The organism is Acidithiobacillus sp. TH-A36, assembly GCF_057473445.1.
Genome location: NZ_JBYCKP010000517.1, coordinates 1 through 5083, shown reverse-complemented (window position 1 = coordinate 5083; position 5083 = coordinate 1). Strand labels below are relative to the sequence as shown.

Sequence of the window (5083 nt, the reverse complement as noted above, 5' to 3'; positions counted from 1 at the left end):
CCATCCCGCCGTGCGTCACCGCACACACTGAGCGGTCCAGCACCAATTCGATCAGGGCCTGCTCTCCGGCAATATACCCACCACAGGCGGCGAGGGTTTTGCTGAGGGTGCCCATCCAGATATCGACATCGTGGGTATTGACACTGAAATGCTCGGCAATGCCCCGGCCGGTGGCACCCAAGACGCCGAAAGAATGGGCTTCATCTACCATCAGCCAGGCCTTATGCTTTTTTTTCAGGTCGATCAGGCGCGGCAGGTCGGGGAAATCTCCGTCCATGCTGTACATTCCCTCTACCACAATCAGGACCCGCTCCGCTTTGCGCCGCTGCTGACGTAACAGGGTTTCGAGTGCATTCAGATCATTATGCGGAAAACTGAGGCGTTGGGCGCCCGACAACAGGGCTCCCTGGACAATGCTGTTATGGGCATATTCATCGTGCAGAATCAGATCACGTGCACCCAGTAAATGCCCGATGGTGGTGACATTGGTGGCGTGACCGCTGACAAAAGTCAGGGCATCATCGACCCCGTAAAAATTGGCCAGGGCTTGTTCCAGTTGCCGGTGCAGGGGGCGTTCACCCGCCACAATGCGGCTGGCAGATACCGAACTGCCGTATTGGGCAATGGCAGCCTGAGCGGCAGCATTCACTTCGGGATGTCCGGAAAGACCGAGATAATTGTAGCTGCCAAAATTGATGACGCGCCGTCCGTCGATGGCACTATGCGCCCCGGCAGTGCCCTGGTGCACATGGAAAAAGGGGCTTTTGACGCCAAAGCGCTCCGCGCTTTCCTGCATGAGATGCACTTGCTGATAACCGGGTTGGCGATCAAAGCGGGTGAAAGCTTCGGGAATTTCCGCTCCGCCAATTTTGGCCCCGGGCGCGGGGGCCGCCTGTATTTTTTGCAGGCGCTGTTCCAGACCTTTCTGGATGAGCTTTTCCTTGAACTGGGCGGCGATACTACGATCAGCTTTGGTCATTTTCCGGTCTCAGGTAACACCGTGTTGGGCTTCCAGCTGTTCACGGGTAATGCTTGCGGCACCCGGAACATACTGTTGTTCTGGGTCGTTACTCAAAGACTGCACCAAACGCCGCGCCAGACGCAAGGGAGTTGGCCCCTCACTGAGCAGAAAAGCGGGTAATTTGACACCCACACGTTCTTCCAAAGCCAGGACCAGTTCAACGCCCATGAGCGAGTCGAGACCGAGTTGACTGAGATTCTGATCGGGCGTGATTTTATCTGCTGACAGGCGCAGAATCTGGGCGACTTCCCGGCGGACGGTATCCACCAGCAATTGTTCTGCTTCGGCCGTGGGCAGGCTTTGCAAGTGACTGCGCAGGTCTTCATCACTGGACGTTGCATCGGCCTTTCCAGAGGGCATAACCGCCGCAAAACGGGGGCTTGTGGCCACCGGCAGAAAACGCTGAAGGGCACGCCAGTCGAGATCAGCCACCATCCAGCCATGCGCGTCACTGACCATCATGTTTTCCAGCACATCCAGGGCGGTACTGGCAGTCAATGCGGCTCCACCCAGACGTTGCTGCAATAAGTCACGGGTTTTTTCGTGTCTGGTCAAATACCCCACATCGGCAATGGCTCCCCAGAGAATGGCCAGAGCGGCCAGCCCCTGCTGACGCCGCCATTGCGCGAAAGCCTCCATCCAGCTGTTGGCCGCCACATAATGCGCCTGCCCCGGATTGCCGAGTAGGGTGGTGATGGAGGAATAGAGGACAAAAAACTCCAGGGGCTGATTGAGGCTGGCCTGATGCAGATTCCAGGCACCGGCCACCTTGGGCTGGACAACTTTATCCATCAGCTCCGCGTCGAGATTCTGGGCCAGGGCGTCTTCGATGACGGCAGCCGCGTGGATGATGCCGTGCAGGGGACCGACTTCCCGGGTGATACGCTGGATGAGCATCTGTACCTGAGGGCTTTCGCGGACATCGCAGGACCAGGCGTGGACCTGCACGCCTTGCGTGCGTAAGCCATTGAGGATGAGGTCGGCAGCCGGGTCAGGTTGACCGCTGCGACTGACCAGCACCAGCTTTCTGGCACCACGCTCCACCAGCCGCTGTGCTGTCGCGAGGCCAAAGCCACCCAGCCCCCCGGTAATCAGGTAAGCCGCTTCCCCATTGAGTTGTAAGCGCAAAGCCGCTTCGGATCGGGGCGCATGGGGCAGATAGGGTGCGCTCATCTCGACCACCACCTTACCGATCTGGCGGGCCTGCTGCATGTGCCGGAAGGCATCGGTGACTCGGGAGGCAGGGAAACGGGTAGCGGGCAGCGGGAAGAAGTCTCCCGCCTCGAAACGGGACATGATTTCCGTAAAGAGGGTCTGGGTGAGTTGCGGTCGACCTTTCAGGAGCTGATCGGCATCAATGCCGAAGTAACTGAGATTATTGCGGAAGGGTCGCAGGCCAATGGCATTGTTTTCGTAAAAATCGCGTTTTCCCAGTTCCAGAAAACGTCCGAAGGGTTTGAGTATCTGGAGATTGCGCAGGACCGCCTCGCCATACAGGCTGTTCAGCAGAACATCTACCCCTTCGCCTTGGGTATCGGCCAGAATGGCGTCGGCAAAATCCAGGCTGCGCGAGTCATAAATGTGCTGAACCCCCAACAGACGCAGAAAATCGCGTTTTTGCGGCGAGCCTGCCGTAGCATAAATTTCCGCCCCCAAATGCTGGGCTATCTGGATGGCGGCAATGCCCACCCCACCGGCAGCCCCGTGAATGAGGACTTTTTCGCCAGTCTGCAACTGGGCCAGCGTGTGCAACGCATACCAGGCGGTCAGGAAAACCGTGGGAATGGTGGCGGCGGCACGCATGGACAGGCCTTCGGGGATGCGGGTAATGGCCTGCTCCGACGTGATCAGGCGCGTGCTGAAACTGGCCGGGGCAAAGCCCAGCACTGCGTCGCCTACCTGCCATTGCGTCACAGCAGCCCCTACCCGCCGGATTCTGCCCGCAAATTCCAGGCCCAGCGTGGGACCGGAGAAACCGTTTTCCAGGGCTTCATCCGCCAGCAGACCCAGGGCATACATGACATCGCGAAAATTAAGCCCGGTACTGTCTACGGCAATTTCCACTTCATGCGCCCCGGGGGTCTGCTCTGGCACGTCTACCCACTGCAGATGACGGAGCTGGCCGGGCAGGGAAAATTGGAGTTGCTGGATGGGTACGGGCTGAACGGGTTGCGTCGGGGTTTGCGGATTATCATGACTAGCCGGCTGTAATTCCGGGGCAGTGCCTTCCTGCACCTGCAAAATATAGCGTCCGCCCTGAACATCCAGCAGAAGCTCGGTTTCAGGACCGGGGCTCAGGTATTCTGTAACAACCATTTGTACGGTCTCGGGACTCCCCTGCCCCCAATCCACAATGCGCAACTTCAGCTCTGGCCATTCGTTTTGCAGACTGCGGGCAAAACCACACAGACCAGCCTGTCCCAGACTGTGTATGGCGCCGAAGGCAGTCGCAGAAGCAGCCCCTCCCAAACCGCCATCACTCAACAGTAGCAAGGGGATGACCGGGTCCTGACGCAGACACCAGAGTCCCGCCTGTTGTAAGCGTTCGCAGTCCATGCGCAGCCTGCTGGCGGCTGATACGCCTTCTGCTGACAGATCCTCTCCATCCGCAAAATCCGGCAGAAAAATCATTCCGGCTATCGGCTTGACTTCAGCAGATGCAGTGAATGGCGGCGACGTCCCCTCCACCGGCCAGGGCAAATGCCGGCATTCCAACCCCTGGGCCGCCAGGGCGTTTTCCAGTAAACAGGCGGCAACGCTCTCTACCCCATTATGGTCGGGGCTGCTGCAGAGCAGTACCGCAGCAGCCGGTTCGGTACGGATCTGTTCAAGGAATGCTGACTGCTCCAGGCTTTTACGGGCAATAAAGCCATAAGCTCCCGCTGCTTCGTCTGGTGTCAAAGCCAGACTCAGGGCGATGCCGCGCTGCTCCAGCCAGTCCTGAATCTGCGTTCGCGAGGGGAGAGCACTTGCCGCAGGATCCACTTCACTCCACCAGTTTTCGGGTTCCACTCCCTGGACCAGCAACAACCCGCCGGGTACCAGGCAGCGCTCGGCAAATTCCAGCATCTGCCAATGATGTTCCGACAGCGCGGCATCCAGACGCAACCAGATCAAATGCATGGCTGCGCAAGGAGTTGTAGTGATTAGCACGGACTGCCAGGGTTTGTCTTCCCGGGTTTCGACGTCTTCCGATGCATAAGCCCGCCATAGGGATATGCGCGGGTCGGTATTTTCTGCCCAGAGCGCGAGTGCTTCCGGTTCGCCACTGCAAATTTCCATGAAATTCAATGTTTGCGCAGCAGATAACTGCTGTAGACACTGGTTTTGCAGATCTTGCAGACAAAGCACCAGTGAAGGGCTGAGGGTATCCATCAATACCGGCATCAGGTCTGCCAGCAAAGAGCCGTCGGGAGCATCCTCAGCAGCTTCACCTTGGGTACCCAGCCCATATCGGCCAACCGCCAGGGTAATCGGGAAAAACTCGGGATAATCCTGTAAAAGCATTTGCCAGATATCGTGCGCCGCCACTTCCGGGTCACTGTGGCCTGCTGATTCTGCGGCGTAAGTCTGTAACAGGGTATGAATCAGTGGCGAATATTCTTGCGCATAAAGCTGCAAAGCGGGTTGTCCGGACTGATGCCGGGCAAAAATGCTGTGGATACGCGGCTGATCCAGTTCTGCGACAAAATGCTGATGTTCAGGACGCGGTACGGGGCGCAGCACCGACTGGACATAGCGGAGCTTTTCTCTTTCCGGCTTCTGCAACCGCACCCGGCGTAAACGCAGGCTGTCGCAGCAGGCGACGAGTTCGCCAGCTTCTCCCCAAAAGCTGAGGCGGGCCAGCAGCGACTGGGGAGAGTGGCGTAGAACTTCGACCACAACCCGCAGCTTCTGCGTTCCCGGTACAAAGACGCTGAGCCCGGCAAAACGCACGGGAACATAAGCCCAGCCCGCCGGAACCGGACTTTGCGCCAGAAAATCCACAAATAACTGCATGGCGCCGTCGAGCAAAGCGGGATGAAGCAGGTAGGGTTCTGACATCGCGCTGCCGGACAGTTG

The 5083-nt window shown here is 58.4% G+C and carries 2 protein-coding genes; both read right to left on the bottom strand.

Annotated elements, in window-relative coordinates:
• Positions 1-979, bottom strand: a 979-nt coding sequence (locus tag AC2VLY_RS13055) for an aminotransferase class I/II-fold pyridoxal phosphate-dependent enzyme (RefSeq protein ID WP_486891826.1), incomplete at its 3' end; no start/stop codon positions are given.
• Positions 980-988: 9 nt separating this feature from the next.
• Positions 989-5065, bottom strand: coding sequence for an SDR family NAD(P)-dependent oxidoreductase (locus AC2VLY_RS13050; protein ID WP_486922426.1), 4077 nt, complete (start codon positions 5063-5065; stop codon positions 989-991).
• Positions 5066-5083 lie beyond the last annotated feature (18 nt).

Excerpts from the sequence above, each read along its gene's own strand:
- AC2VLY_RS13050 (WP_486922426.1), bottom strand. The coding sequence starts at position 5,065 with ATGTCAGAACCCTACCTGCTTCATCCCGCTTTGCTCGACGGCGCCATG.